At 63.7% G+C, this 25,282-nt stretch carries 22 protein-coding genes; 6 read left to right on the plus strand and 16 right to left on the minus strand.

Annotated elements, in window-relative coordinates; genetic code table 11:
• Positions 1-6 precede the first annotated feature (6 nt).
• The 8 genes from ACA027_RS13465 to ACA027_RS13500 all read right to left on the minus strand — a co-directional run bounded on the left by ACA027_RS13465 (position 7) and on the right by ACA027_RS13500 (position 7,786).
• A complete protein-coding gene (locus tag ACA027_RS13465) occupies positions 7-315 on the minus strand; it encodes a FixH family protein (RefSeq protein ID WP_370678732.1) in 309 nt (102 codons plus the stop codon).
• A gap of 78 nt (positions 316-393) precedes the next feature.
• Positions 394-1,827: a cytochrome c oxidase accessory protein CcoG gene (gene ccoG, locus ACA027_RS13470; RefSeq protein ID WP_370678733.1), complete on the minus strand. Its 1,434-nt coding sequence runs from the start codon at positions 1,825-1,827 to the stop codon at positions 394-396.
• Positions 1,828-1,957: 130 nt separating this feature from the next.
• On the minus strand, positions 1,958-2,872 hold the full coding sequence (gene ccoP / locus ACA027_RS13475; RefSeq protein WP_370678734.1) for a cytochrome-c oxidase, cbb3-type subunit III: 915 nt from the start codon (positions 2,870-2,872) through the stop codon (positions 1,958-1,960).
• Positions 2,873-2,898: 26 nt separating this feature from the next.
• The gene (locus ACA027_RS13480) at positions 2,899-3,036 is read right to left on the minus strand and encodes a cbb3-type cytochrome oxidase subunit 3 (protein ID WP_370678735.1); all 138 of its coding nucleotides are present in this window, start codon (positions 3,034-3,036) and stop codon (positions 2,899-2,901) included.
• 11 nt (positions 3,037-3,047) lie between these two features.
• The gene (gene ccoO, locus ACA027_RS13485) at positions 3,048-3,671 is read right to left on the minus strand and encodes a cytochrome-c oxidase, cbb3-type subunit II (protein WP_370678736.1); all 624 of its coding nucleotides are present in this window, start codon (positions 3,669-3,671) and stop codon (positions 3,048-3,050) included.
• Between the two features lie 15 nt (positions 3,672-3,686).
• The gene (gene ccoN, locus ACA027_RS13490) at positions 3,687-5,126 is read right to left on the minus strand and encodes a cytochrome-c oxidase, cbb3-type subunit I (protein ID WP_370678737.1); all 1,440 of its coding nucleotides are present in this window, start codon (positions 5,124-5,126) and stop codon (positions 3,687-3,689) included.
• 63 nt (positions 5,127-5,189) lie between these two features.
• Complete coding sequence (ccoS, locus tag ACA027_RS13495; RefSeq protein ID WP_370678738.1) at positions 5,190-5,327, minus strand: cbb3-type cytochrome oxidase assembly protein CcoS; 138 nt, start codon at positions 5,325-5,327, stop codon at positions 5,190-5,192.
• The gene (locus ACA027_RS13500; protein ID WP_370678739.1) at positions 5,327-7,786 is read right to left on the minus strand and encodes a heavy metal translocating P-type ATPase; all 2,460 of its coding nucleotides are present in this window, start codon (positions 7,784-7,786) and stop codon (positions 5,327-5,329) included. The genes ccoS and ACA027_RS13500 overlap by 1 nt, the downstream gene beginning before the upstream one ends.
• A 108-nt stretch (positions 7,787-7,894) precedes the next feature.
• Between ACA027_RS13500 and ACA027_RS13505 the strand changes: the two genes are divergently transcribed.
• Complete coding sequence (locus ACA027_RS13505; protein WP_370678740.1) at positions 7,895-8,338, plus strand: universal stress protein; 444 nt, start codon at positions 7,895-7,897, stop codon at positions 8,336-8,338.
• Between the two features lie 352 nt (positions 8,339-8,690).
• On the opposite strand, the gene ACA027_RS13510 is transcribed toward ACA027_RS13505, so the two are convergent.
• From ACA027_RS13510 to lgt, 4 genes are all read right to left on the minus strand, one after another.
• Positions 8,691-9,470: an enoyl-CoA hydratase/isomerase family protein gene (locus tag ACA027_RS13510; protein ID WP_370678741.1), complete on the minus strand. Its 780-nt coding sequence runs from the start codon at positions 9,468-9,470 to the stop codon at positions 8,691-8,693.
• A gap of 64 nt (positions 9,471-9,534) precedes the next feature.
• Positions 9,535-10,527, minus strand: coding sequence for a Bug family tripartite tricarboxylate transporter substrate binding protein (locus tag ACA027_RS13515; RefSeq protein WP_370678742.1), 993 nt, complete (start codon positions 10,525-10,527; stop codon positions 9,535-9,537).
• Positions 10,528-10,722: 195 nt separating this feature from the next.
• A complete protein-coding gene (locus ACA027_RS13520; RefSeq protein WP_370678743.1) occupies positions 10,723-12,162 on the minus strand; it encodes a malonyl-CoA decarboxylase in 1,440 nt (479 codons plus the stop codon).
• Between the two features lie 158 nt (positions 12,163-12,320).
• The gene (gene lgt / locus ACA027_RS13525) at positions 12,321-13,145 is read right to left on the minus strand and encodes a prolipoprotein diacylglyceryl transferase (protein ID WP_370678744.1); all 825 of its coding nucleotides are present in this window, start codon (positions 13,143-13,145) and stop codon (positions 12,321-12,323) included.
• 137 nt (positions 13,146-13,282) lie between these two features.
• Here lgt and ACA027_RS13530 point away from each other — a divergent pair, with 137 nt between their 5' ends.
• From ACA027_RS13530 to bfr, 3 genes are all read left to right on the plus strand, one after another.
• Positions 13,283-14,371, plus strand: coding sequence for a GlxA family transcriptional regulator (locus tag ACA027_RS13530; RefSeq protein ID WP_370678745.1), 1,089 nt, complete (start codon positions 13,283-13,285; stop codon positions 14,369-14,371).
• Between the two features lie 167 nt (positions 14,372-14,538).
• Positions 14,539-15,756 carry an MFS transporter gene (locus ACA027_RS13535; protein ID WP_370678746.1) on the plus strand — a complete coding sequence of 406 codons (1,218 nt, stop codon included), beginning with the start codon at positions 14,539-14,541 and terminating at the stop codon, positions 15,754-15,756.
• Between the two features lie 140 nt (positions 15,757-15,896).
• Positions 15,897-16,373 carry a bacterioferritin gene (gene bfr, locus ACA027_RS13540; protein ID WP_370678747.1) on the plus strand — a complete coding sequence of 159 codons (477 nt, stop codon included), beginning with the start codon at positions 15,897-15,899 and terminating at the stop codon, positions 16,371-16,373.
• A 146-nt stretch (positions 16,374-16,519) separates the two neighbouring features.
• On the opposite strand, the gene ACA027_RS13545 is transcribed toward bfr, so the two are convergent.
• Positions 16,520-17,530, minus strand: a complete 1,011-nt coding sequence (locus tag ACA027_RS13545) for a Bug family tripartite tricarboxylate transporter substrate binding protein (RefSeq protein WP_370678748.1) — start codon at positions 17,528-17,530, stop codon at positions 16,520-16,522.
• Positions 17,531-18,470: 940 nt separating this feature from the next.
• Positions 18,471-20,330: a dihydroxy-acid dehydratase gene (gene ilvD / locus ACA027_RS13550; protein WP_370678749.1), complete on the minus strand. Its 1,860-nt coding sequence runs from the start codon at positions 20,328-20,330 to the stop codon at positions 18,471-18,473.
• A gap of 403 nt (positions 20,331-20,733) precedes the next feature.
• Between ilvD and ACA027_RS13555 the strand changes: the two genes are divergently transcribed.
• Positions 20,734-21,048 carry a c-type cytochrome gene (locus ACA027_RS13555; RefSeq protein WP_370678750.1) on the plus strand — a complete coding sequence of 105 codons (315 nt, stop codon included), beginning with the start codon at positions 20,734-20,736 and terminating at the stop codon, positions 21,046-21,048.
• A 97-nt stretch (positions 21,049-21,145) separates the two neighbouring features.
• Here the strand turns inward: ACA027_RS13555 and ACA027_RS13560 are convergent, their stop codons facing one another.
• Together ACA027_RS13560 and acs are read right to left on the minus strand one after the other, a co-directional pair.
• A complete protein-coding gene (locus tag ACA027_RS13560; protein ID WP_370678751.1) occupies positions 21,146-21,628 on the minus strand; it encodes a LapA family protein in 483 nt (160 codons plus the stop codon).
• Between the two features lie 478 nt (positions 21,629-22,106).
• Complete coding sequence (acs, locus tag ACA027_RS13565; protein WP_370678752.1) at positions 22,107-24,101, minus strand: acetate--CoA ligase; 1,995 nt, start codon at positions 24,099-24,101, stop codon at positions 22,107-22,109.
• Positions 24,102-24,312: 211 nt separating this feature from the next.
• Between acs and ACA027_RS13570 the strand changes: the two genes are divergently transcribed.
• A complete protein-coding gene (locus ACA027_RS13570; RefSeq protein WP_370678753.1) occupies positions 24,313-24,927 on the plus strand; it encodes a TIGR00645 family protein in 615 nt (204 codons plus the stop codon).
• Positions 24,928-25,282: the final 355 nt, after the last annotated feature.

A 25,282-nucleotide genomic window follows, 5' to 3' on the forward strand; every position in this document is an offset into this window, starting at 1 on the left:
ATGCTGTTATTCCGGCTTGAGACTCGGTTGGTCTTCCTGGGGCGTGGCCGAATGGTTGCGACTCTTGAGCGCCGGGGCAAAGCTGATTTCCGGATTCTTCAAGGTCTTGTTGATCTCCACGCCCTTGCGGTAGTAGTCCTCATCCACCACGGGATCGGGGTTCTGCACCGCAATCCAGAACGTGGCGCAAGCGGCCACCACCACGATGGCGGGGCCGGCGATCACCAGCCACACATGGGGAAACGTCCACCAGGGCTTGCTGGGTTGTTGCATGGCGGGTTGTTGCATGGCGGTTTGTGCGCTTGCTGCTGTCATGGTCATCACTCTTTTCTTCTGGCGCACCAGGCGCCCTTGATTGGAAACAGCAGGGGATGTGACGCCCCTGCCCCAGGTTTAGCGCGGCACGATGAAGACCGACTTCTCGCTCACCTTGCCCTGGCCGCTGACCGCATCAATGTCGAACAGCAGCGCATGCGAGCCTGTGCCAGCCGCACCGTACGGGATCTGCACCCGCACGGCCACGCCCCGTGTTTCGGCCGGCAGCACCTGCACTTCGGTTTCCGATGCTACCTCGGCACCGTCCAGACCATGCACGCGAATGCTGTATGTCTGAGGAGATTCCGTGGCATTCATCACCTGCAGGCGGTAGACGTTCTCCAGCTTGCCACCAGCCACAATGCGGGCCAGCGAGGCACGGTCACGGATCACGTCCACCTTCAGCGGCTGGCGCATCGACATGCTCACCACCATGGCCACGGCCAGTGCCAGCAAGATACTGGAATAGATCAGCACACGCGGGCGCAGCACACGGCGCAGGATCTGCGCGTGCTTCCAGCCCTTGGCCACACCGTTTTGGGTGGTCAGGCGGATCAGGCCACGCGGGTAGTGCATGTTGTCCATGATGCTGTTGCACGCGTCGATGCACAGGCCACAGCCAATGCACTCGTATTGCAGACCATCGCGAATATCGATGCCCACGGGGCAGACCTGCACGCACAGCTTGCAGTCAATGCAGTCGCCCAGGCCTTGTGCCTGGTAGTCGATGCCTTTTTTGCGCGGGCCACGGCTCTCGCCGCGCACCGGGTCGTAGCTGACGATCAGCGTGTCCTTGTCGAACATGGCGCTTTGAAAGCGCGCGTAAGGGCACATGTATTTGCACACCTGCTCGCGCATATAGCCGGCATTGCCATAGGTGGCAAAGCCATAGAACAGCACCCAGAAGATCTGCCAGCCACCCTGCAGGGCCAGCAACTCCACACCCAGCTCGCGGATGGGCACGAAATAGCCCACAAAGGTGAAGCCGGTCCACAGCGCCACGGCAATCCACACCAGCTGCGTGCAACTCTTCTTCCAGAGCTTTTCAAAGGTCCAGCCGCCCTGGTCCAGGCGGATACGGGCACTGCGGTCACCTTCGATCTTCTGCTCTATCCACATGAAGATTTCGGTGTACACGGTCTGCGGACAGCTGAAGCCGCACCACAGCCGCCCCGCCACCGCGGTAAATAGGAACAGCGCCAAGGCGCTCAGAATCAACAGCCCCGTCAGGTAGATGAAGTCCTGCGGGTACAGCACCAGGCCGAAGAGGTAGAACCTGCGTGCACCCAGGTCAAACAGCACCATCTGGCGCTGTCCCCATTCCAGCCACGGCAGGCCATAAAACACCAGTTGGGTCAGCACCACCAGCGCCCAGCGCCAGCGCATGAAGACGCCGCGGATGGAGCGGGGATAAATGCGCTTGTGCGCTTCATAGAAGCTGCGCGTTTCGGTCGGTTCCGGCTGAATGGGGATGACCTTCTTGGGGGTCTTCTCCTCGTTAACAGAAGTCATGGGGCAACTTTCTTTCTTAGAACATCTTCAATGCCTCTACGCAGGCGCGCCGCGAGGAAACGTTGAACATGTTCTCAACTCACCAATGAAAAAAGGCGGCACTCTCATGCCGCCTCGTTCATCAAACGGATCAGTTAGCCGATCCCTGCTTGTTGGAGAAACTCCAGACATAGGCCGTCAGCACATTGATCTGTGCAGGCGTGAGCTTGGCTTCCTGGGCAGGCATCTGGTTCATCTTGCCGTTCGTGATCATGTCCACGATGGCTTGTTCACCCCAGCCATGCAGCCAGTTGTCGTCGGTCAGGTTGGGAGCACCCAGCATCTGATTGCCCTTGCCGTCTGCACCGTGGCAGGCTGCGCAAATCATGAACTTGGACTTGCCCAGCGAGGCCTTCAGCGAGTCGTGCGGGCTGTTCGACAGGCTCAGCACGTAGTGGGCCAGGTTGCGCACATCTTCCGGCGTACCCACGGCCTCTGCCTGGGGCGGCATCATGCCGATGCGACCCTTGGCAATGGTTTCGTGGATTTGCTCAGGCGCGCCACCGTGCAGCCAGTCTCCGTCCGTGAGGTTGGGGAAGCCCTTGCTGCCGCGTGCGTCAGAGCCGTGGCACTGGGCGCAGTTGTTCATGAACAAACGCTCGCCAATGGCCATGGCCTTGTCGTCCTTGGCAATGTCCTGCGTGGTCATGGTCGTGAAGCGGGCATACAGAGGCTCTAGCGCCTCGTTGGCCTTTTCCATTTCCTTTTCATAGGCGCCGATCTGGCTCCACTGCAGCTTGCCGGCGTACGAACCCATACCGGGATAGACAACCAAATACAGCAGGCTGAAGACGATGGTGATGACGAACATCCACATCCACCAACGTGGCATGGGGTTGTTCAGCTCGCGCAGGTCTTCGTCCCACACGTGCCCGGTCGTGTTGTCATTGTCAGACACCACCCGTTTGCGGGCAGTGAGCACCAGCAAAAGCAGGCAAGCCAAGATGCCTACCAGGGTGATACCAGCGACATAGACCGACCAGAAATTGTTTACGAAATCGCTCATGGGATGTTCTCGTTCTGGTGGAGAAATCAGTCTTGATCAAAAGGCAGCATGGCTGCCTCATCAAATCGGGCCTGGTTGCGGCGGGCATACGCCCACCACCAAATGCCCAGGAAACACGCCAACGACGCCAGCGTGGCCAGGATGCGCATGGTGGTGATATCCATATACAGCCCCCTTACTTCAGCGCGGTGCCCAGACCTTGCAGATAGGCCACGACAGCCTCCAGCTCGGTCTTGCCCTTGACTTGCTCTGCAGCGCCGGCGATTTCCTCGTCGGTGTAGGGCACGCCTACCTTGCGCAGCGCGCTCATGCGCTGGGCCACGACGGTGTCATCCACCATGCTCTTTTCCAACCAGGAGTAGGCAGGCATGTTGGACTCGGGCACCACATCGCGGGGGTTGTTCAAGTGCACGCGATGCCATTCATCGCTGTACTTGCCACCCACACGGTGCAGGTCGGGACCGGTACGCTTGGAGCCCCACTGGAAGGGGTGGTCGTACACGAACTCACCCGCCACCGAGTAGTGGCCGTAGCGCATGGTCTCGGCGCGGAAGGGGCGAATCATCTGCGAGTGGCAGTTGTAGCAACCTTCGCGCAGATAGACGTCGCGGCCCATCAGCTGCAGGGGTGGGTAGGGCTTGACGCCCTCCACCGCCTCCGTCGTGGACTTCTGGAAGAACAGCGGCACGATTTCCACCAGGCCACCCACCGCCACCACCAGCAAGATCAGAACGATCAAGAGGAAGTTGTTGGTTTCCACCTTCTCGTGGGTAAAGCCTTTGTTATTAGATGCAGACATATTGGTTCCTCAAACTCAGGCGTGAGCGGGGTTCACGGTGACCACGGGCACCTTGACGGCGCGACCCGACATGGCGGTCATCCAGACGTTCCAAGCCATCACCAGCATGCCGGCCAGGTACAAGAGACCACCCACCACACGGATCACGTAGAAGGGATAGGTCGCCTTCACGCTTTCCACAAAGGTGTAGGTCAACGTGCCGTCGGCATTGATGGCGCGCCACATCAGGCCCTGCATCACACCGGCAATCCACATCGCGGCGATGTAGAGCACGATGCCGATGGTGGCCATCCAGAAGTGCAGCTCAATGGCGGGCACGGAGTGCATTTTTTCGCGGCCAAACAGGCGCGGCACCAGGTAGTACAGCGAGCCCATGGTGATCAGACCCACCCAGCCCAGCGCACCAGAGTGCACGTGGCCCACGGTCCAGTCGGTGTAGTGCGACAGCGCGTTCACGGTCTTGATGGCCATCATCGGGCCTTCGAAAGTGGACATGCCGTAGAACGACAGGGACACGATCAGGAAGCGCAGGATGGGGTCGTCGCGCAGCTTGTGCCAGGCGCCCGACAGGGTCATCACACCGTTGATCATGCCGCCCCAGCTGGGAGCCAACAGAATCAGCGAGAACACCATGCCCACGGACTGGGTCCAGTCAGGCAGCGCGGTGTAGTGCAGGTGGTGAGGACCGGCCCACATGTAGGTGAAGATCAGGGCCCAGAAGTGCACGATCGACAGGCGATACGAGTACACGGGGCGGCCAGCCTGCTTGGGCACGAAGTAATACATCATGCCCAGGAAGCCTGCGGTCAGGAAGAAGCCCACGGCATTGTGGCCATACCACCACTGCACCATGGCGTCCTGCACACCGGCATAGGCCGAGTAGCTCTTCATCCAGCCAGCAGGAATCGAGGCGCTGTTCACAATGTGCAGCAGGGCCACAGCAATGATGAAGGCACCGAAGAACCAGTTGGCCACATAAATGTGCTTGACCTTGCGGATACCGATGGTGCCGAAGAAGACGATGGCATAAGCCACCCACACCACGGCGATCAGAATGTCGATAGGCCACTCCAGCTCGGCGTATTCCTTGCCCTGGGTGTAACCCATGGGCAGCGAAATCGCAGCAGCCAGAATCACCAGTTGCCAACCCCAGAAGGTGAAGGTCGCCAGCTTAGGCAGGAACAGCGCTGTGTGGCAGGTTCGCTGCACCACGTAGTAGCTGGTCGCAAAAAGCGCCGAACCACCAAACGCAAAAATCACCGCATTGGTATGCAGTGGACGCAAACGGCCAAAACTCAGCCAGGGAATACCGAAGTTGAGTTCAGGCCAGGCCAGCTGGGACGCGACAAGCACGCCCACAGCCATACCAACCACCCCCCATACCACGGCCATGATAGAAAACTGCCGTACAACAGAATCGTTGTAGTGGGCAGTATTGATTTTTAGAGAATCCATCGGGCACCTCTTAATTAGCACTGAAAGTGTTCATTGAATCGTTTTTTTGAGTGTTGACGATCATCAATCGTCTCGAAGAATGCGCTCGCCCTCCTGCTCCACGCTTTCGAACTGCCCTCGGTAGACTGCCCACCACAAGGCCGCCAAGATCGCCAGCACCAACACCACAGACAGCGGCACCAGCAAATACAAAATATCCATTACCGCACTCCCAGAAGCGGGGCCGCGCCAGCGGCGTCGTCCCCTTGGCGGACGGCAGCACCGCCCTGCCCCTGCTGCCCTGCGGCCACAGGCAAAGGCTTGGCCAGGCGTGCCGCATTGAGCACCACCAGCAGCGAGCTCAGCGCCATGCCCAGACCCGCCAGCCAGGCTGGCATCCAGCCCATCACCGCCAGCGGAATGCTGACGGCGTTGTACGCCGCGGCCCAGGCCAGGTTCTGGCGCACGATGCGCATGGTTTTGCGGGCCAGCAGCACGCTTTGCGCAATCAGGCCCAAGTCATCGCCCAGCACCACAAAGTCCGAGCGCGACTGCGCCAGCGGCACGGCGCGGCCAAAGGCAAAAGACACATGGGCCCCCGCCAGCACCGGGCCATCATTCAAACCATCACCCACCATGGCCACACGGCGGCCCTGGGCCTGCAAAGCCTGCAGGGCCTCCAATTTGTCCTGGGGTGTGCATTCGCTGCGCGCATGGGCAATGCCAGCGGCCTGGGCCATGTGTTGCACGGCGGCATCGCGGTCACCAGAAAGCAGGTGCAGCGTCATGCCCGCCTGGCCCAGCGCAGCCACCACGGCTCGGGCCTCGGGGCGCAGGCCTTCGCTCAGGCGCACACTGGCCCAGGGAAGCAGGCCCGCTTCGGTCTCTTCGGCCAGGTACACGCGCTGCAGCCCATCCACGGCCTGGTCCTGGCCCGCAAAGCGCCAGGAACCCAGGCGCAGCACATGCACGGCGCCTTGCGCATCCAGCAGCTGGGCGCGCAAGCCGGCGCCCGCGGTTTCTTCCACGCTTTGCAGCTGCCAGGCCACTGCTGGCGCTGCCAACCCTTGCGCAGCCAGCGCCAGCGCCCGTGACACCGGGTGGGCCGACTGCCCGCCCAACAGGCCGGCAAGTGCCAGTGCGGCATCGGCCGATGCCGCGGGGCTACCGGGAGCCAGGTCCACACCCATGATTTGCATACCGTCCTGCGTCAGCGTGCCGGTTTTGTCGAACACCAGGGTGTCTGCCTCGGCCAGCGATTCCAGGGCCTGCAGATTGCGCACCAGCACACCCTGCCGGGCCATAGATCCTGCAGCCGACAGCATGGCCACCGGCGTGGCCAGTGACAGTGCGCAAGGGCAGGTCACAATCAAAATGGCCACCGCCACCATCATGGCGTGGCTGGGGTTGCTGGGCCACCAGTACAGGCCAGCTGCCAGCGCAGCCAGCATCACCACCAGCAAAAACGGCTTGGCCACGCGATCGGCCAGCTGCGCCAGGCGCGGCTTTTGCAGCGCGGCGCTTTCCATCAGGTCCACGATCTGGGCAAAACGGGTCTGGCCGCCCACCACATCCACGGCCACTTCCACCGGATTGCCCAGGTTGTAGCTGCCTGCGGTCACGGCATCACCCTCGGCCTTGCGCACCGGTGTGGATTCGCCCGTCAACAGGGCCTCATCGGCATGGGTCTGGCCCTGGACCACCACACCATCGGCGGGAAAGGCCTCGCCCGCCAGCACCCGCACCACATCACCGGCCTGCAGGCGGCGCACGGCCACGCGCTCCCAGCCGCCCTCTGCCAGGCGCCGCTCCACGCTGTCGGGCAGGCGGTTCATCACGGCTTCCAGGGCACCCGCTGTTTTGTCGCGCAGACGCAGCTCCAGCCAGCGCCCGGACAGCAGGAAGAAGGCGAACATGGTCAGCGAGTCGTAGAAGACTTCTTTGCCAAAAGGACCATCCGGGTCGAAGGTCCCCATGGAGCTCACCACAAAGGTGATCAGCATGCCCACGGCCACAGGCAGGTCCATGCTGATGCTGCGCGTGCGCAGATCACGCCAGGCGCTGCGGAAAAATGGCCCGCAGGCAAAGAGAATCACGGGAATGCTGATGACCCAGGAGGCCCAGCGCAGCAGGGTTTCCATCTCCTGCGTCAGATCGCCCGGCCTGGCCTCGTAGGCAGGCCATGCGTACATCATCACCTGCATCATGCAAAAACCTGCCACCAGCCAACGCCACAGTGCACGGCGGTTTTCGGCCTGGCGCAGCTCGCGGGCATGCGCGTCGCGCGCGGGGAGCACGCCGTAACCCACCTGCTGGATGGCCGCCATCCACTGCGAGGGGCGTACCTGCTCCGGATCCCATTGCACCTTGGCACGGTGGGTGGCACCGCTGACATCGGCGCGCTGCACGCCTGGTACGGCGTTCAGCGCCGCCTCGATGGTCAGCGCGCAGGTGGCGCAGTGCATGCCGTCGAGCACCACATGCGACTCCCATAGCGGAACTTGCAAGGGGTCGACGACCTCGGTTTGAGCGCGGTCATGGGACGCAGCAGCAGGACGCCCGAACGAGCCCCACTCCAACGGATCATCGAGCAGCGAAACACTGCCAGAGTCATCCAGGCGGCCCGAATCAAGCGCAACCCGCTCGCGCGCCCGCGATGGACTCAGGGTTTCGTGGGACATGGCTGAAGCGTAACGGGCGCGATGATGAACGTATTGATGTGCATCAAGATCGATGCCAGCAACCGCTCTAAGCTTTGACCTGTCCGCTTGCAAATTAGGAGATAACACATGTACGAACGCATTCTGGTTGCCACCGACGGCTCCCCTCTTTCCGACAAAGCCGTGGCCAACGCCCTGGCCCTGGCCAAGCTCTGCGGCGCCACCGTGGTGGCGCTCAAGGTGGTCCCGCGCTATCCCCGCAGCTATCTGGAGGGTGGCGTGACGGTGGACAACACCGAGATCAAGCGCATCGAAGCCAAATGGTCCGAGCTGGCACAGGCCATGCTGGACAAGGTCAAGGAAGAAGGCCAAGCCGTGGGCGTGAAGGTCAAGACCAGCATCGCCAAGTCGGACCTGGTGGCCGAAGCCATCATGTCGGCCGCCACCAAGCAAAAAGCGGATCTAATCGTCATGGCCTCGCATGGCCGCAAGGGTCTGAAGCGCCTGTTGCTGGGCAGCGAAACACAGCATGTTCTCACGCACTCGGAGATTCCAGTACTGGTGCTGCGCTAAGCCGCTGCAGCCCACTCGGCTGCTAATGCTGGCTTAATCCCGGCAGGGCCTGATGGCGCTGCCCACGCATGGCGGCGCTTGAGGCGCCGCTTTGCTTTTAAGAGCACCCACAGCGCACCCCATATACGCTAGCGCCCATATAGCCCCAAAGCACGCGGCGCCGACTCCCGCTCTCACAGCGCCGAGAAAACCAACGCAGCCCCTGGCATGAGCAGCCTCCACCCACGGAGCTTTCTGTCTGCGTGTAAAGACCTGGGCTGACTCCAGAAACCACCAAAGCCGACACGCCCCATGTCAGAGGCACCACGCAAGGGCCGCCCCGACGCGTTGGTGCCGTCCCCCAGGGGGGGGATCAGAAAACCGCCGTACGCTTTTCCAGGAAGGCCGCAATGCCTTCACGGTGCTCGCGTGAGTCGGCATAGGCATAGGGCTGCGCCACAGCCTGGGCACCACCGGCCGCAATGGCGCGCAGCGCCTGCTTGTTCAGCCTTGCCGCCTGGGGCGAAAGCTGGGCCACGCGCTCGGCCGTGCGCTGCACCTCGGCCTCCAGTTGTGGCGCATCCACCACGCTGCCGATAAAACCCTGCTGCGCCATTTCAGCCGCATTGAACACAGCAGCCTCCAGCAGCATGCGCCGCGCCAGCATGCTGCCCAGCTCGCGCCCCACCAGCTCCAGCTCGCGCGGCGCCATGGGAAAGCCCAGCTTGGCAATGGGCGCGCCAAACTTGGCCTGCGCCGTGGCCAGACGCAGGTCACAGCAGCTGGCCATCTCCACGCCCGCCCCCATGCAGGCGCCGCGTATGGAGGCAATCAAGGGCACCGGGCAATCCAGCATGGCCTGCAACCCGCCCCATACCTCGGCCTCGTGAAAATGAGCGAGTGCAGCGGCATCAAAGCGAAAGCCCGGGTACTCGGCAATGTCGCCGCCGGCGCAAAAAGCCTCGCCCTCACCCTGCACCACCACGCAGCGTAGGTCAGGGCGCCGGGACAGCTCGGTGAACACCGTCTTCAGCTGCACCCACATGCCGCGCGACATGGCGTTGAGTTTTCCGTCGTGCTGCACGGTGACGCGGTAAATGCCTGCATGCGCGGGCTGCGCGCTCCAGGGCTGCAGCGTGATGTGTCCAGTCATGGGAGATATCCAGAAAGATCGAACGGCCACCGAGGTGGCCCAAGTGACACCGCAAGAAGATGCTTCACGGCCGCGCAGCAGCGCCGGTCTGGCGCACGATGCCGGCCCAGTGCTTCATTTCCTCTTGCAAGAAACGGGCGAAGTCCGCCCCGTACAAACCGGGCCAGCGCGTGCCCACGGCCTGCCAAGCCTGACGCACCGCAGGCGCCTGGGACATGGAGCGAAACACCTCGATCAGCTGGGCCTGCACGGCCTGGGGCGTGGCCTTGGGCGCGAAGATGCCATACCAGGCCAGGGTCTGAAAATCCGTCAGCCCCAGCTCGCGTGCGGTGGGCACATCGGGCAGCAACGGCGAACGCTCGGCGCTGGTGACAAAGGCCGCACGCAGCCGGTCGGCCTGCAGATGCGGCAGGGCCGAACCCAGGCCATCGATCATCAGCTCCGCATTGCCCTGGATCACATCCAGCATGGCCGGCCCGGACCCCTTGTAGGGCACATGCTCCAGCAAGGCTCCGGTTTCATGCTTGAACCATTCCCCCACCACATGGTTGGATGAGCCCACGCCCGCCGACGCATAGCGGTAACGCTGGGGCCTGCGCCGCAGCTCGGCCAGCAGCTCGGGCCAGCTGCGGGTGTTCAGACGGCGCGGATTGACCAGCAACACCAGCGGCATTTCGGCCACCAGGGCCAGGGGCGCAAAGTCCTCGTACAAATCCACATCCAGCTGCAGCAGCAAGGCACGGGAGACCAGCATGCTGGAGCCCCCCATCAGCAGATGCAGGCCATCGGCCGGTGCCTTGGCCACATAGCCCGCCCCCGCCGTGCCGCCCGCACCACCGCGGTATTCCAGGCGCATGGCCTGGGATGTTTCCTTGCGGAACTGGCGCACCAGCGTCTTGGCCAACAAGGCCGAATTGCCCCCGGCCGGAAAGGGCACGGTCAGCTCCAGCTCACCCGGCGGAATGCGGCCGGCAGCCGCTGGCCTCTGCACCCAGGCAGGCAGGGCCATACCCAGACCGGCAGCCCCCAGCAGCGCACCCATCTGCCTACGCTGCATCGGTGCTCCCAAATGCCCCGTCGGCACAGCGCGCAGGCACCCACAGGGTTGCCTGCAGTGCCGCAAGCACCTGCTTGCAACCCCGCCGTCTAAAACCGGCGCGCCTCCATGCGAAAGACACCGCGCAAGGGCCGCCCCGCCGCGCTGGTGTCGTCCCCCTGGGGGGAAGGCGCCACAGGCGACTCAGGGGGGAGCTCATTTCATCTTGCACAACGCCTCCATCTCACCCGAGAGCGGCAGCTTGCCCTCGGCCAGCATCGCGCGGTGCTTGTCCAGACGCTTCAAGTCATAGAGGTAGTTGACCATCAAGCCAAAGGACTGCTTCAGCCCCTTGTTCGAGGGGTCGCCCCCCCAGTTCAGCCGCTCCACGCGGGCGCCATTGCCCAGGTGAAAACGCGCCACGGGGTCTAGCGGGCGGCCTTCTTTCAGCTCCCGCCCCAGGTATTGGGCGGCACACCAGCTCAGGGCCTTGCGCAGCACGGCGTCTTCCTTCCATTCCAGGGCGCCGTCGGCAGCGGCCACCAGATCGGCCACCTTGACGGGGGCCTGTGTCTTCAAGGCCTTGGCCACTTCCTGGTGGCGTTTCTCGTCCCATTGCGAAAGCAGCTTGTCGCCCTGCTTGTTCAGCCAGCCACGCAGGCCCGGGATGGGCGAGAGGGTGGCGAAATGCTTGAGCTTGGGGAACTCCTGCAGCAAGGTTTCCACCACATGCTTGATCAGCGAATTGCCAAAACTCACACCCCGCAACCCGGTCTGGGTGTTGCTGATGGAGTAGAAAATGGCCGTGGTGGCCTTGGCCAGGTCTTCGGGTGCGGCATGCTCGTCCAGCAGCGGCGTGATGCCGGCGGCCATATGGTCGAGCAGTGCCACCTCCACAAAAATCAGCGGCTCGTTGGGCAATCGGGGATGGAAGAAGCCATAGCAGCGGCGATCGCAGTCCAGGCGGTTCTTCAGATCGGCCCAGCTGCGGATGTCGTGCACGGCCTCGTACTGGATCAGCTTTTCCAGCAGCGAGGCCGGGGAGTCCCAACTCAGCCGGCGCAGCTCCAGAAACGCCATATCAAACCAGGTGGCAAACAGCGACTCCAGCTCGGCATCCAGCACCACAAAGCGCTTGTCGGCCTTGGGCAGGGCCAGCAGTTCGGCACGCAGGTCGACCAGAAAACGCATGCCCCCTTCGGGCACGGAAAAACGCTGCAGCAGCCGGGTGCGCTCCGACACCAGCGCACGGCGCAATGCGATCTCGGCCTGCGCCTGCTCACCCGGCGACTCGGCCTTCTCACATTGCGCAAGGGCAGCATCCAGGCGCTGGGCATCCGGGCCAAACAGCTCGCACAGCAGCTGCCACAGGTCCTGGCGCTGTGCTGCGGTGGCCGTGGCATACCAGACCATCACTTCCTTGGCATGGCGCGCGCCCTCCACCTCGCTGACCCGCTCGTTGGCGGCGGCACGCAAGTCCTCCAGCAATTTGCGCAGCACATGTGGGGGATTGGCTTCGGCGCCACGGCGCAGCGTGGACTTCAGTCGCTGCGCCAGCGGGCGTATCGCCTTGCTCGCTTCCTCTGCAGGGCTGGCCTGTTGGGAGTTACGCAGCAGGGACATGCTGCGGGCAAACCATTCGGAAGCAACGTTCATGAAGAGGATCCTGCAATCAGGGTCGGCCACCATGCGGGCCGAACCACCCGAAAAAAAGAGGCTGCAGCAGCGCTGCGGCCACTATGGCAAAGATAGCATCTTATGCAGACCGCAAGCCCTTCGCAGGCCTCACTCGCCGAAAATCTGTCGCCAATCTGTCACAGTGACTGCGGCAGCGGCTGGCTGCGTTGCGACCACAGCCACAGCGCCGCACCCCCAGCCACCATGGGCACGCAAAGCCACTGGCCCATGCTCATGCCCAGCGACAGCAGGCCCAGATAGTCATCGGGCTCACGGAAGTACTCGGCCACAAAGCGCAGCAGGCCATAACCCATCAAAAACACCGCAGCCACCTGGCCCTGGCGATGCTCCTTGCGGGCATACAGCCACAGCAGCACGAACAGCAGCAAGCCCTCTAGCAAAAACTGGTAGATCTGCGAAGGATGGCGCGGCTGCAGCGAGCCGCTTTGCGGGAACACCATGGCCCAGGGCAGCTCGGGGCTGGCAAAACGACCCCACAGCTCGCCATTGATGAAGTTGCCGACACGCCCGGCCGCCAGGCCCGTGGGCACACAGGGCGCCACAAAGTCGGCCACCTGCAGCCAGTGGCGCTTGCGCGAATGGGCGAACCACAGCATGGTGGCCACAACCCCCAGCAGGCCGCCGTGAAAGCTCATGCCGCCTTCCCACACATAAAAAATCTGCAGCGGGTTGGCCAGATAAAAACCGGGCTTGTAGAACAGGCAGTAACCCAGGCGCCCGCCCACGATCACCCCCAGCACGCCCAAGAACAAGATGTCTTCCACATCCTTGCGCGTCCAGGCCGTCACCACCGCCATGCGGCTGAAAGGCGGGTGGCGCAGGCGGCGCGTGCCCAGCCACAGAAACAGGCCAAAAGCAGCCAGGTAAGTCAGGCCATACCAGTGGATGGCCAGCGACCCCACTTGCAGGGCCACGGGATTGATCTGGGGATACATCAGCATGGCGTTCATTGTGCCGCAGGCCTGGCTGGCACCCCGGTCAGATGCCCTCTTCTTTTGCGCCCCATTCCCCACAAAATGGCAGAAAAGGTGGGGACAATGTCCTTGCTGCCACCGCCCTTGCGCCGCACACTGGCGCCATGCCAGCCGCACCCACCACTGCCGCCACCACCCCATCCGCACCGGCCCGCTCGCGCCAGCGGCGCGGCGCAGCACCCGGCGCCCGCCCCAGCAGCGGGCAGCACCAGGTGGTGTGCCTGCTCTACCCCGGGGTGATGAGCCTGGATGTCACCGGCCCCATGCAGGTGTTTGCCACGGCCAACGACGAGCGCGGTCGCCACGGCCTGCCGCCCTTCTACCAGCTGGTATTTGCGGCCGAGGCTGCCGGCCCTGTGCGCAGCAGCGCCGGCCTGGGGCTGCACGCCGAGCAGGCCTGGAATGCCGTGGTGCTGCACCCCGCCACCACCGTGCTGGTGCCTGGAGGCGATGGAGCCGACGCCGCCGCCGCCCACCTGGGACTGCGGCACTGGCTGACCCAGGCCGCCCCCCAGGTGCAGCGCATGGGCTCGGTCTGCTCCGGTGCCCTGGTGCTGGCCCAGGCCGGCCTGCTCGATGGCGTGCATGCCACCACCCACTGGCTGCGGCTGAAACAGCTGCAGCGCTGCTGCCCGGACAGCCCTATCGATGGTGACTGCCTGCACACCTATGACGCCCACCACCCCGTGCAGTCGCGGCGCTTTACCTCGGCAGGCGTGACTGCGGGCATAGACCTGGCCCTGGCCTTGGTGGAGGCTGATCTGGGCCGTCCCCTGGCCCTGTCCGTGGCCCGCCATCTGGTGATGTTTATGCGCCGCCCCGGTGGCCAGGCCCAGTTCAGCCCCCTGCTCTCGCCCGAGACCACGCAGGCTCCGCGCCTGGCGCAGTTGCTGGAATGGATTCCCGGCCAGTTGGCCGATGACCTGGGGGTGGAGCGCCTGGCCGCCCAGGCCTGCCTCCCCCCACGCACCCTGGCCCGGGTCTTTCAGCGCGAGCTGGGCACCACGCCGGCCCGCTATGTGGAACGCGTGCGCCTGGCCGCCGCCAGCCAATTGCTCAGCCAGCGACAGGCCTCGGTCAGCACCGTGGCGCGCCTGTGCGGCTTTGGCCACGCCGAAACCCTGAGACGCAGCTTTCAGCGCCATCTGGCCATCAGCCCCCAGGCCTTTGCCCAGCGCTTTGGCACCGGATAGCCACAACGATTTTTCTGACCTCTGATTAGCAACTGCCCGCCTGAAAGCAGGCGGTTGAGGCCGCTGCATTCGTTTCCCGTGCCTGCCGGAGCGGGCCCGAGCAGCGCAGCGGGCCCTAAACCCCACCCCACAACGCCAAACGAATCACCCACTCACATCTCACCAAAATGCTGATACGCCAACACCCTTCGCTTGCCGTGCTCAGTCTGGGCCAGGCCCTGTACTGGAGCTGCTCCATCATCGGCATCACCCTCACCGGCCTGGTCGGCCAGCAGCTCGCCCCCTGGCCACAGCTGGCCACCGCGCCGCTGGCCCTGCTGGTGGCGGGCAGCCTGCTGACCGTGGGGCCCATGGCCCGCTGGATGGCCCGCATCGGCACGCGCCGGGCGCTGCAGCGCGGGGCCTTGCTGGGCATGGCCGGCGGCCTGACCAGCACCGCGGGCATCCAGCTGAACAGCTTTGCCCTGTTCAGCCTGGGCGTGCTGCTGGTGGGCGCTTATCAGGCCTCGGCCGGCTATTACCGTTTTGCGGCACTGGAAGGCGTGGCCACCGGCGACCAGGGCCGGGCCACAGCCTGGGTGGTGGCCGGCGGCATTGCCGCCGCCCTGCTGGCGCCCACGCTGGCACTGCACAGCCGCCACCTGCTGGGCGCAACATTTGGCGGCGCCTACCTGGCCCTGGCCGGTCTGGCTGCGCTGGCCTGCATCCTGCTGCAAGCACTGCCGGGGCCTGCAGCGCATACAGCGCCCAAACCGGCTGCAATGCAGAACCCCGGCGCACAGAACGCTCCTAAAACAAAAGCAGCCGCCACCCGCCGCGCGCTGTGGCAGCGCCCTGCCCTGCGCCAGGCCTTGCTGCTGACGGCCTGCGGCCATGGGCTGATGATTCTGGTGATGAATGCCACGCCGCTGGCCATGCATGGCTGCGGCCATGACTTGCAGAGCGCGGCCATGGTGATCCAGTGGCATGTGCTGGGCATGTTTTTGCCCTCGCTGGTGGCCGGCCCGGCAGTCGACCGTTTTGGCCCGGCGCGCGTGGCCTTGTGCGGCGTGCTGCTGCTGGCTGCCAGCGCGCTGTGGGCGCTCAGCGGGACGGAGATCACGCAGTTTCTGCCCAGCTCGCTGCTGCTGGGTGCGGGCTGGAATCTGGTGCTGCTGGCCGGCACCAATTTGCTCACCCGCGCCCACCTGCCAGCCGAGCGCCCCCTGGCCCAGCCCATGATGGAATGGAGCAACAGCGCCATGGCCGCACTGATGTCCATGGGCTCGGGCCTGCTGGTGCAGACTCTGGGCTGGCAGGCCATCAACTGGGCCATGTTGCCGGTGCTGACCGCCATGCTGTGGTGTCTGCGCCCAGCCCCCAAGCTGCAGGCGCTGGCGCGCTGAGTACAAACACTCCAATGCGAATACGAGTGCGTTGCGCCCGCATGCAGTACGGATTTGCGCGGGAATTTCGGTCCGCGCATTTGGGCATGCGGCGCAGACACGGGATACTCGGGCCATCATCCACTTCACAGAACTACAACATGCAAGGCCAACCCGAAGTCATTGAATGCCTGAAAGAACTGCTGCGCGGCGAGCTGGCCGCACGGGACCAGTACTTCATCCACTCGCGCCAGTACGAAGACCAGGGCTTTGCCCGCCTGTACGAGCGCATCGGCCATGAGATGGAAGAAGAGACGCAGCACGCCGACGTGATCCTGCGCCGCATTCTGTTTCTGGGTGGCAAGCCCGATATGCGTCCCCACGCCTTCGAGCCCGGTGACACCGTGGAAGCCATGCTGCGCAAGGACCTGGCCGTGGAATACCAGGTGCGCGACAACCTGCGCGCCGCCATGGCCCTGTGCGAGCGCCATGCCGACTACCAAAGCCGCGACCTGCTGCTGGCCCAGCTCAAGGACACCGAAGAAGACCACGCCTACTGGCTGGAAAAGCAGCTGGGCCTGATCGAGAAGATCGGCCTGCCCAATTACCTGCAAAGCCAGATGGGCCCGGCCGCTTAAGGCCTGCCACCAAGCGGGTCACATCGACCTCTGCACACGCTCCTCCGGGAGCGTTTTTTATGTCCACGCCAGGGGCAATCACTTATTTATCAATAGCTGTCTACGCTGAGTAGATCAGCGTAGACAGCTATTTTGCTGCCCAAGTTCTAGGGCGTGTCTTCCAGCACCTTGTCCTGCAACACCAGCTGGCGCACCTGTGCCGTGGTGTCTTCCACCATGCGCTGCAGCTGCAGGGCCGATCCTCCCAGGGGCTGTACGCCCAGCTGCTCCAGCCGGGTGCGCAGCGCACTGTGCTGCAAGGCCTGGTTGATGGCGGTGTTCAAGCGCTGCAGCACGGCCTGGGGAGTGCCGGCCGGCGCCACCAGGCCCAGCCAGGTGATGGCCAGGCGGTTGAGCGCCGCATGGCCCAGTTCGGCCAGCGTAGGCACTTGCGGCAAGGCCGGCAGGCGCTGCGCGGAAGCCACGGCCAGCGGCTGCAGCAGGCCCTGGGCAATGAAGCTGGCCGAGGACGGGTACTGGTCGCTCAGCACCTGGGTATCACCCGCCAGCACGCTTTGCACCACCGGGCCCATGCCCTTGTAGGGGATGTGGCGCAGCCGCAGGCCCAGCTCGCGGTTGAGTGCGGCCAGGATCAAATGTCCGGCCGAGCCCACGCCGGAAGAGCCCACGGCCCAGCGATCGCCCTGGACCCGTGCCGCGCGCACCAGCCCCTCGAAGTTCGCCACACCCAGCGTAGGCCTGACCGAGAAAACCGAGGCAATCGATGCCAGCGGCGCCACCATGGCCAGGTCCTGCAAGGGGTTCACGCGCAGCTGGGGCAACACCACGGGGTTGACGGCCAAGGTGCTGATGCTGCCCAGGCCCAGGGTGTAGCCATCGGCCGCGGCGCGGGCCACGGCTTCGGCGCCCAGCATGCCGCCGGCACCGGCCTTGTTCTCCACCACCACGGCCTGGCCCAGCGGCGCCTGCAGAGCATCGGCCAGCAAGCGGGCCACGATGTCGGCCGAGCCACCTGGCGCAAAGGGCACGATGAGCTTCAGCGGCCGCGTGGGGAAGCGCCCCGCTCCTGCGGCCAGGGCACTGCCCGCCACCCCGCCGGCTGCGGCCCACATCCCCATGTGCTGCAGCCACTGTCTGCGCGTTCCCCGGCCTGTCATGGCTTTGCGCCTTCCTTTGCTGAAAGCCGCATTATCGGTAGCCTGCAAAGCCTTTTTTTCATAGCAGGCTGTGTAGCAAACACAAGGGGTTGAAGGCTATAACACCTGATTAGATACTTGTCTCAGGCACTGTTGTGAAGTGATGTTCCAAAGCCGGGAGTTCGCCCCGGCGGGCGAGCTCCTTTCTTGCTCGTGCAAGAAAGGAGCCAAAGAACACGCCCCTGCTATCCCCGTCCCCAGCGCTGTCGCGCTGGGGCAACCTGCGTCACCCAACACACAGGGCCTGCCGCAGAACTCTCTGCGCGCTTGCAGCGCTCCGCTTGAACAGCCGCGGCAAGTCAGTCTACGAAGCATGGCTGTCCTACGGCAGCCATGCGGCCCTGTGTGCTGCGCGCCGCAGGCGTGTATAGAAGGGGAACAACCGCAGCGCCAGCAGTGTGACGAAGCGACAGACATTGAGGGTTCAGAGATAAGGTTCACCAACGGCGCAGCCCACGCAAGGCCGGTATCCGGTTCCCGCCTTCCCCCTTTTGCCCATGGCTCGGCGCGCAGAGCGCGGGGCGGGCAGCTGTGCCATAGGACACAGCTGCTTCGTGGTCTGACTTGCCGCAGCATGTTTGAGCAGAGCGGCATAGCCGCGCCGCGAGTTCTGCGGCACCGCCCTGGGATCGAGCACCGAGCTTGCCCGCAGCGAAGCGCAGGGACATGGGCAGTAGGGGCGGTTTCTTTTGCTTCCGTTTTCTTGAGCGTTCAAGAAAATGAAGTCGCCTGCCGGGGCGAGTCCCGGCCTCAGAATGTCACGTACGAACAGCAGCACAATTCGTCGTGAAGCTTCATCTGAGGTATGTGGCTAATCAGGCTATAACACCTTCAACCCCTTGGTATACCTGTACAAACAGCTCCTGAATCAGGAGCCATCAACAGCGGTCGCGCGCAGCGCTCAATCGTCCAGCAGCGACAGATCGCGCACGGCGCCGGTATCGGCACTGGTCACCAACTTGGCATAGGCCTTGAGCGCGGCCGAGACCTTGCGTGGGCGCGGCTGGGCCGGCTTCCAGCCCTTGGCGTTTTGCGCTTCGCGGCGGCGGGCCAGCTCTTCGTCGCTGACCAGCATATTGATGCTGCGATTGGGAATGTCGATGCGGATGCGGTCGCCGTTTTGCACCAAACCGATGGCGCCACCGGCTGCCGCTTCGGGCGAGCAGTGGCCGATGGACAGGCCGGATGTGCCGCCGGAAAAGCGGCCATCGGTCAGCAGCGCGCAGGCCTTGCCCAGGCCCTTGGACTTGATGTAGCTGGTGGGGTAGAGCATTTCCTGCATGCCGGGGCCGCCCTTGGGGCCTTCGTAGCGCACGATGACCACATCGCCGGCCTTGACCTTGTCGGCCAGGATGTTGGCCACGGCCTCGTCCTGCGACTCCACCACATGGGCCGGGCCTTCAAACACCAAGATGGATTCGTCCACGCCGGCCGACTTCACCACACAGCCTTTTTCGGCGATGTTGCCGAACAGCACGGCCAGGCCGCCTTCCTTGCTGAAGGCATGCTCGTAAGAACGTATGCAGCCCTCGGCGCGGTCCAGGTCCAGGCTGGGCCAGCGGGTGCTCTGACTGAATGCCACCTGCGTGGGAATGCCTGCAGGGCCGGCCAGGTAGAAGTGCTTCACCGCTTCGTCTTGCGTAACAGTGATGTCCCACTGCGCCAGCGCCTCGGCCATGGTCTTGGCGTGCACGGTGGGCACATCGGTGTGCAGCTTGCCGGCGCGGGCCAGCTCGCCCAGGATGGCCATGATGCCGCCCGCGCGGTGCACGTCTTCGATGTGATACTTCTGGGTATTGGGCGCCACCTTGCACAGCTGGGGCACGACGCGCGAGAGGCGGTCGATGTCGGCCATGGTGAAGTCAATACCTGCCTCCTGGGCAATAGCCAGCAGGTGCAAGATGGTGTTGGTGGAGCCGCCCATGGCGATGTCCAGCGTGATGCAGTTCTCAAAGGCCTTGAAGCCCACGGAACGCGGCAGCACGGAGTCGTCGTCCTGCTCGTAATGCTGGCGGGCCAGCTCCACGATGCGGCGGCCGGCGCGCAAAAACAGCTGCTCGCGGTCGGCGTGGGTGGCCACCACCGTGCCATTGCCGGGCAGGGACAGACCCAGGGCCTCGGTCAGGCAGTTCATGGAATTGGCGGTGAACATGCCCGAGCAGGAACCGCAGGTGGGGCAGGCCGAGCGCTCAACCTGGGCCACCTGCTCGTCGGTGTAATTGGTGTCAGCAGCAATCACCATCGCATCCACCAGGTCCAGCTTCTTGAACTCGATCACATTGGTGGCGGGATTGGCCAGCTTGGTCTTGCCCGCTTCCATGGGGCCACCAGAGACAAAGATCACCGGAATGTTCAGGCGCATGGCAGCCATCAGCATGCCGGGCGTGATCTTGTCGCAGTTGGAGATGCACACCAGCGCGTCGGCGCAGTGGGCATTGACCATGTACTCCACCGAGTCGGCGATCAGATCGCGGCTGGGCAGCGAATACAGCATGCCGTCATGGCCCATGGCAATGCCGTCGTCCACGGCAATGGTGTTGAACTCCTTGGCCACACCACCGGCTTTTTCGATCTCGCGCGCCACCAGCTGGCCCATGTCCTTCAAATGGACGTGGCCGGGCACGAACTGGGTGAAGGAATTCGCGATGGCGATGATGGGCTTGTCGAAGTCGCCATCTTTCATGCCAGTGGCACGCCACAGGGCGCGGGCACCGGCCATGTTGCGGCCACCGGTGGAGGTTTTGGAGCGGTATGCGGGCATGGGGTGAATGTCTTGGTCTGAAGAGAACGTTTCATTATGCCCACGCTGGGCCACATGGGTGTCCATGGAAGAGCAGCCCTGCACAGCGCATGCCGTATGGCCCCGAAGCCAACGCTAGCGCACCGCCCCATTTCCAGCCGCGTCCTTTGGACGCACCGGGCGTAAAAGATGGCTGCGCTTGGGTTCTCGGGCATTTGCAGCTGGCAACGGGCCCAAACCAGGCCAGCCAATGCCGTCGCCGATGGCGAATACGCTCCTTCCGCAACGGCAGCAACAGCGGGGACCCGCATGTTTGCGACAAGACACGGCAAGCACATGCTTACCTTCTGTTTCCGGCAACCGGCCGGACCGCCCCCTCTACAATGCAGCGACAAAAACACCCTACCCCCTGAAGGAATCCGAGATGTTCAAGCCCTTGGTTGCATGTGCCCTCGCCATTGCCGCCGCAGCCACCGTAACACCGGCCATGGCCGATCTGGCCCTGGCCAAATCCAAGAACTGCATGGCCTGCCACGCCACAGACAAAAAGCTGGTGGGCCCGTCCTACCAGGATGTGGCCACCAAGTACAGCGGTCAAAAAGATGCCGTGAACCAGCTGGCCACCAAGATCACCAAGGGCGGCAGCGGCGTCTGGGGCCCTGTTCCCATGCCTGCCAACACACAGGTGAATGAGGCCGACGCCAAGAAGCTGGCGGCCTGGATTCTGACCCTCAAGTGATGCAGCGTTGGCAGCGCCAGGCGCTGCCGCTTTGCCCCCTGCCCCGGCCGCCCTGTCTTTGCAGCGCGGCTTTTTTCGGACCGGGGATTTCCAGGGTTTAGGCGGGTGTGCTGCCGCTTTCAGCGCCAGAGCCTCGGGTGCGCAGCTGCTGCTCCAGCTGGCCCACATAGGCGGCCGTGGAGTTGTCGCTTTCCTGGGCGCGGGCCTTGAACTGCTCTTCCAGCGCGTCCATGCGCTGCAGCAGTTGCTGCTGCGCTTCCTGGTGGCGCAGCTCCAGCACGGTGCGCAGCTCGGTGAAGCGCGAGGCCTCGGCCTTGTCGGCCAGCTCGCGCTGGGCCAGCATTTCCTTGTTGTGGCGGCGGGTCTCCATCAACACCGAGCCTTGCAGCGCCAGCACATAGGCCACAAAGAACACGGCCAGCAGGCTGGTCAGGCACAGCATGATCAGACCCAGCGGCGCCTCCACCACGGTGAAGCCCAGGGAGATGGCGTTTGGCTGGCCCAGCACCTGCCAGTTCATCGTGGCGAGGAAGACGATCAGCAGCACGATCAAGGTCAACAGAGCGGTTCTTGCTTTCATAGGATTCTCCAGTTGGCAGCGCATGCAGCGCAGATGACACATGGCCGCTGCCTGCCCAATGCAGCGTTTGTAACCCAAGACAGAGGCAAGCTTGGCGGGAACATGGTTCGCCCTTGACTCCGCTTGATTTTTGCTTGCATTGGCGCATAAAAAAAGCCACCGCTGACAGCGGTGGCATCTGGCAGTTGCCCTGCGGGCGCCCTGGCTTCGCCCAGGGCAGAGCCCCTTTCAGGGGGATGGCAGCGGGCACTGCCTTCTGGAATCCGTTGGTTTTAGCCCACTGTTCCGAAACGAAGGGATCTGGTGAACACATCACATTGCTGCGCAATATGCGTGTTCCCCGAATCCAACCAGGGCTCTGCCCTCGCACCTTACGGTGCGCCCTGGATCAATGGGTCTTCGCCAATTGCGCCGGAATTGCAGGGTTCTGGTGAACACATCCAGGGCTACGCCCCCGCGCCTTTCGGCGCGTCTTGGATCAATTGGTCTTCGCCAATTGATCTAGGATGGCTGGATTCTCCAAAGTGCTGGTGTCTTGGGTGATGGCTTCGCCCTTGGCAATGGAGCGCAGCAGGCGGCGCATGATCTTGCCGCTGCGGGTCTTGGGCAGGTTCTCGCCAAAGCGGATGTCCTTGGGCTTGGCAATGGGGCCAATTTCCTTGGCCACCCAGTTGCGCAGCTCGTTGGCCAGGGCCTTGGCTTCTTCGCCGTGGGGCACGGGGCGCTTCAGGACCACAAAGGCGCAGATGGCCTCGCCGGTCAGGTCGTCGGGGCGGCCCACCACGGCGGCTTCGGCCACCAAATCGGTCTTGGCCACCAGGGCGGATTCGATCTCCATGGTGCCCATGCGGTGGCCGGAGACGTTCAGCACGTCGTCGATGCGACCGGTGATGCGGAAGTAACCGCGGTCGGCACTGCGCACGGCGCCGTCGCCAGCCAGGTAGTAGCCCTTGAGTTCTTCGGGAAAATAGCTTTTCTTGAAGCGCTCGGGGTCGCCCCAGATGTTGCGAATCATGCTGGGCCAGGGCTTTTTCACCACCAGAATGCCACCAGCGCCGTCCGGCATGTCATGGCCTGCTTCGTCCACGATGGCCGCGGTGATGCCAGGCAGGGGCAATGTGCACGAGCCGGGCACCAGCGGCGTGGCGCCGGGCAGCGGAGTGATCATGTGGCCGCCGTTTTCGGTCTGCCAGAAGGTGTCCACGATGGGGCAACGCTCGCCGCCGATGTTTTTGTAGTACCACATCCAGGCTTCGGGGTTGATGGGCTCGCCCACCGATCCCAGGATGCGCAGGCTGGACAGGTTCCAGTTCTTGGGATGCACCTTCTCGTCGGAGTCTGCCGCCTTGATCAGCGAGCGGATGGCCGTGGGCGCGGTGTAGAACACCGTGCAGCCGTGGCGCTCGATCATGTCCCAGAAGCGGCCGGCATGCGGATAGGTGGGCACGCCCTCGAACACGATCTGCGTGGCACCGGCAGACAGCGGGCCGTAGGCCACATAGGTGTGGCCGGTGATCCAGCCGATGTCGGCCGTGCACCAGAACACATCGCTGTCCTGCATGTCGAAGGTCCAGTTCACCGTCTGGCGCGCCCACAGCATGTAGCCGCCGGTGCTGTGCTGCACGCCCTTGGGCTTGCCGGTGGAGCCACTGGTATAGAGGATGAACAGTGGGTGCTCGGCATTCACCGCCACGGGTGCGCAGCTGCTGGACTGGCCTGCCAGCGCATCGGTGAAAGTGATGTCACGGCCCGCCACCATGGCGCAGGCCGTGGGCGTGCGCTCATAGACCAGCACGGTCTTCACGGCGTCGCAGCCACCCAGGGCAATCGCGTCATCCACGATGGCCTTCAGCGGCAGCTCCTTGCCGCCGCGCATCTGGTAGTTGGCCGTCACCACAGCCACAGCGCCCACGTCGACGATGCGCTCGTGCACCGCCTTGGCCGAAAAGCCACCAAACACCACCGAATGCGTGGCGCCAATGCGCGCGCAAGCCTGCATGGCCACCACACCTTCAATGGTCATGGGCATGTAGATCAGCACGCGGTCGCCCTTTTGCACGCCACGCGCCTTGAGCGCGTTGGCGAACTGGCTCACACGGGCCAGCAGCTCTTTGTAAGTGACCTTGGTGACCTCGCCGCCATCGGCCTCAAAAATAATGGCCGTCTTGTTTTCGACCGGCGTACCCATGTGCTTGTCCAGGCAGTTGGCGCTGGCGTTGAGCTCGCCATCGGCAAACCACTTGAAGAAGGGGGCGTTGCTGTCATCCAGGATCTGGGTGAATGGCTTGCTCCAGACCACGTTCTCGCGCGCCAGGCGGGCCCAATAGCCCTCATAGTCTTTTTCAGCCTCGGCGCACAGCGCCTCGTAAGCAGCCATGCCGCCCACACGGGCGCTTTGCTGCGTGGCCTCGGATGGGGGGAAAACGCGGTTTTCCACCAGCACGGATTCGATAGCGTTTGAAGGTGCGTTCATGGTCTTGTCTCCTTGCACTCGTTGCGTATGTTTGCGGCGTACTGTCATATCGGGCACTTACATACCACTGACTCGGCCTGCGGCTCAGCCAATGTAGCCCGCAAATCCCCGGGGCTTTGCCCTCGGTTTTCCACATTTCCAGGCATAGAATGCGCGCCCTCTTGCGCTTTGGCGCAACGCATTCCCTTAACTTTTTGCATGTTTTTGCACCATGGCCCACGCTGACCCGACACCCGAGTCTCCCGCTCCTGCCCCCACGCCCGTGGCCCTGCGCCCCCTGCCCACGCTGATTTTTGCCAGCCGCTGGCTGCAGCTGCCGCTGTATCTGGGACTGATCGCGGCCCAGGCCGTCTATGTCTGGCATTTTCTGATCGAGCTGTGGCATTTGATCGAAGCCGCTTTCGGCAGCCAGACGGCGCTGCAGGCGCTGATCACCAACATCGGCTACAAGCCAGACGCTCCGATCACCGGCCTGAACGAGACCATCATCATGCTGGTGGTGCTGGCCCTGATCGACGTGGTGATGATCTCCAACCTCTTGATCATGGTGATCGTTGGAGGTTATGAGACCTTTGTCAGCCGCCTGGGCCTGGACAGCCACCCCGACCAACCCGAGTGGCTGGACCATGTGAACGCCTCGGTGCTCAAGGTCAAGCTGGCCCTGTCCATCATCGGCATCAGCTCCATCCATCTCCTCAAGAGCTTTATCAACGCCGGCAACTACGAGGTGCAGGTGCTGATGTGGCAGAGCATCATTCACGCCCTGTTCCTGCTTAGCGCGCTGGCGATTGCCTATACCGACAAGCTGACCCACAGCCATCATTGAGCCCCCTGAGGCGCTGCGCGCCTTCCCCCCGAGGGGGACGACACCAGCGCGGCGGGGCGGCCCTTGCGCGGTGTTTCTGACATGGCGGCGCGCCAGTTTTTTGCTGCTCTGGGTAAAACCAGAGCGCTGAAGCACCACGGAAATCTCACTGGGCACGCCTTGGCCAGTGGACAGCGCCAGCTGTGCAGCCCGTGTGTGACGCACAGCACTCTGGACCACTAACTCAATACCGGACATACCGCGCTACAAGACGTCAAAGCTTGCCCGCAGGCTGGCGCCCACACCCTCCGCAACCCCGGCCACCGCAAGGTGCCGGGGTTGCTGTTTTTTCGTCGCTTTTAGATGGTGCTGCACC

This window comes from Comamonas sp. GB3 AK4-5 (assembly GCF_041320665.1).
Classification (GTDB): Bacteria; Pseudomonadota; Gammaproteobacteria; order Burkholderiales; family Burkholderiaceae_C; genus Comamonas.

Bases quoted from the DNA above. Each gene is read 5' to 3' on its own strand.
- ACA027_RS13465 (WP_370678732.1), bottom strand. From the start codon at position 315: ATGACAGCAGCAAGCGCACAAACCGCCATGCAACAACCCGCCATGCAA.
- lgt (WP_370678744.1), bottom strand. From the start codon at position 13,145: ATGCTGATGTATCCCCAGATCAATCCCGTGGCCCTGCAAGTGGGGTCG.
- ACA027_RS13480 (WP_370678735.1), bottom strand. From the start codon at position 3,036: ATGGATATCACCACCATGCGCATCCTGGCCACGCTGGCGTCGTTGGCG.
- ACA027_RS13530 (WP_370678745.1), top strand. From the start codon at position 13,283: ATGCCAGCCGCACCCACCACTGCCGCCACCACCCCATCCGCACCGGCC.
- ccoS (WP_370678738.1), bottom strand. From the start codon at position 5,327: ATGGATATTTTGTATTTGCTGGTGCCGCTGTCTGTGGTGTTGGTGCTG.
- ccoO (WP_370678736.1), bottom strand. From the start codon at position 3,671: ATGTCTGCATCTAATAACAAAGGCTTTACCCACGAGAAGGTGGAAACC.
- acs (WP_370678752.1), bottom strand. From the start codon at position 24,101: ATGAACGCACCTTCAAACGCTATCGAATCCGTGCTGGTGGAAAACCGC.
- ACA027_RS13555 (WP_370678750.1), top strand. From the start codon at position 20,734: ATGTTCAAGCCCTTGGTTGCATGTGCCCTCGCCATTGCCGCCGCAGCC.
- ACA027_RS13545 (WP_370678748.1), bottom strand. From the start codon at position 17,530: ATGACAGGCCGGGGAACGCGCAGACAGTGGCTGCAGCACATGGGGATG.
- ccoP (WP_370678734.1), bottom strand. From the start codon at position 2,872: ATGAGCGATTTCGTAAACAATTTCTGGTCGGTCTATGTCGCTGGTATC.
- ACA027_RS13505 (WP_370678740.1), top strand. From the start codon at position 7,895: ATGTACGAACGCATTCTGGTTGCCACCGACGGCTCCCCTCTTTCCGAC.
- ACA027_RS13510 (WP_370678741.1), bottom strand. From the start codon at position 9,470: ATGACTGGACACATCACGCTGCAGCCCTGGAGCGCGCAGCCCGCGCAT.
- ACA027_RS13515 (WP_370678742.1), bottom strand. From the start codon at position 10,527: ATGCAGCGTAGGCAGATGGGTGCGCTGCTGGGGGCTGCCGGTCTGGGT.
- ccoN (WP_370678737.1), bottom strand. From the start codon at position 5,126: ATGGATTCTCTAAAAATCAATACTGCCCACTACAACGATTCTGTTGTA.
- ACA027_RS13520 (WP_370678743.1), bottom strand. From the start codon at position 12,162: ATGAACGTTGCTTCCGAATGGTTTGCCCGCAGCATGTCCCTGCTGCGT.
- ACA027_RS13535 (WP_370678746.1), top strand. From the start codon at position 14,539: ATGCTGATACGCCAACACCCTTCGCTTGCCGTGCTCAGTCTGGGCCAG.
- bfr (WP_370678747.1), top strand. From the start codon at position 15,897: ATGCAAGGCCAACCCGAAGTCATTGAATGCCTGAAAGAACTGCTGCGC.
- ACA027_RS13500 (WP_370678739.1), bottom strand. From the start codon at position 7,786: ATGTCCCACGAAACCCTGAGTCCATCGCGGGCGCGCGAGCGGGTTGCG.
- ACA027_RS13570 (WP_370678753.1), top strand. From the start codon at position 24,313: ATGGCCCACGCTGACCCGACACCCGAGTCTCCCGCTCCTGCCCCCACG.
- ACA027_RS13560 (WP_370678751.1), bottom strand. From the start codon at position 21,628: ATGAAAGCAAGAACCGCTCTGTTGACCTTGATCGTGCTGCTGATCGTC.
- ilvD (WP_370678749.1), bottom strand. From the start codon at position 20,330: ATGCCCGCATACCGCTCCAAAACCTCCACCGGTGGCCGCAACATGGCC.
- ccoG (WP_370678733.1), bottom strand. From the start codon at position 1,827: ATGACTTCTGTTAACGAGGAGAAGACCCCCAAGAAGGTCATCCCCATT.